Raw genomic sequence first — 882 nt, 5'->3', positions numbered from 1 at the left:
TAAAAATTTATCTCTGGCTGACTGGTTAGCGTATACTTTCCCAGTCCGAAATCATAGCCGAGAACGTTGCCAGTAATGCGAAAAAAATCGTATTTTTGATTAAATACTCAAATTATGGATTTACAAACTAGAAAACTCAATTTAATAACATATTTGGCTCAAATTAAGGATGAAATATTTTTTGATAAACTAGAAAATTATATCCTGAAAAGAGAAATTGAATACAATCCAGACTTAAAACCATTTACTGTTGAGGAATTAATCAATAGAATTAAAAAGTCTGAATTGGATTTTAAAAACGGAAACTTTAAAAGTCAAGAAGATTTAGAGAAAATATCCGCAAATTGGTAGGGATGAAAATAGTTTGGACTGATTTTGCTGTTAAAAATTTAAAAGATATTTTTGACTATTATTCTACTAAAGCAAATAAAAAAGTAGCTCATAAAATTAGAAGACAAATCCTTAAATCTTCTAAACAGCTTAAAAATAATCCAAATTCTGGTCAGATTGAACAGAGCCTAACAACACTTAAGGAAAATCACAGATATTTAGTGAGTGGAAACTACAAATTGATATACAGGCTAATGGATAATCAAGTAATAATAAATGATGTTTTTGATACGAGACAGAACCCATCTAAAATGAATGATGAAAAACGAATAACAGAATAAAGCACTACTGGCAACACCGTATATAATTTATTGCTAGCTTTTTGCATACATGCAAAAGTCCTCTCGGACTTTATTGGTTAGTAATTATTTGCTAAATTAAGTGCTCAAACCACGCAACAAACCATATACAAACACGTTACTTTTAATGGTGCGACATCAAAATTTCGGCAGTATTAAAATTCTCGTGGCTGACTTTTTAAATGAAAAATTA

Annotated in this window: 2 protein-coding genes; both read left to right on the top strand. The window is 29.4% G+C overall.

The window, feature by feature from the left end; translation table 11 throughout:
* Nucleotides 1-114 precede the first annotated feature (114 nt).
* Nucleotides 115-351 carry a hypothetical protein gene (locus tag Q0945_RS15995; RefSeq protein WP_299436675.1) on the top strand — a complete coding sequence of 79 codons (237 nt, stop codon included), beginning with the start codon at nucleotides 115-117 and terminating at the stop codon, nucleotides 349-351.
* A gap of 2 nt (nucleotides 352-353) precedes the next feature.
* Nucleotides 354-671: a type II toxin-antitoxin system RelE/ParE family toxin gene (locus Q0945_RS15990; RefSeq protein ID WP_299436672.1), complete on the top strand. Its 318-nt coding sequence runs from the start codon at nucleotides 354-356 to the stop codon at nucleotides 669-671.
* Nucleotides 672-882: the final 211 nt, after the last annotated feature.

This window comes from uncultured Maribacter sp., assembly GCF_947500405.1.
GTDB lineage: Bacteria > Bacteroidota > Bacteroidia > Flavobacteriales > Flavobacteriaceae > Maribacter_B.
This window is presented reverse-complemented; position numbering and strand designations above follow the sequence as displayed.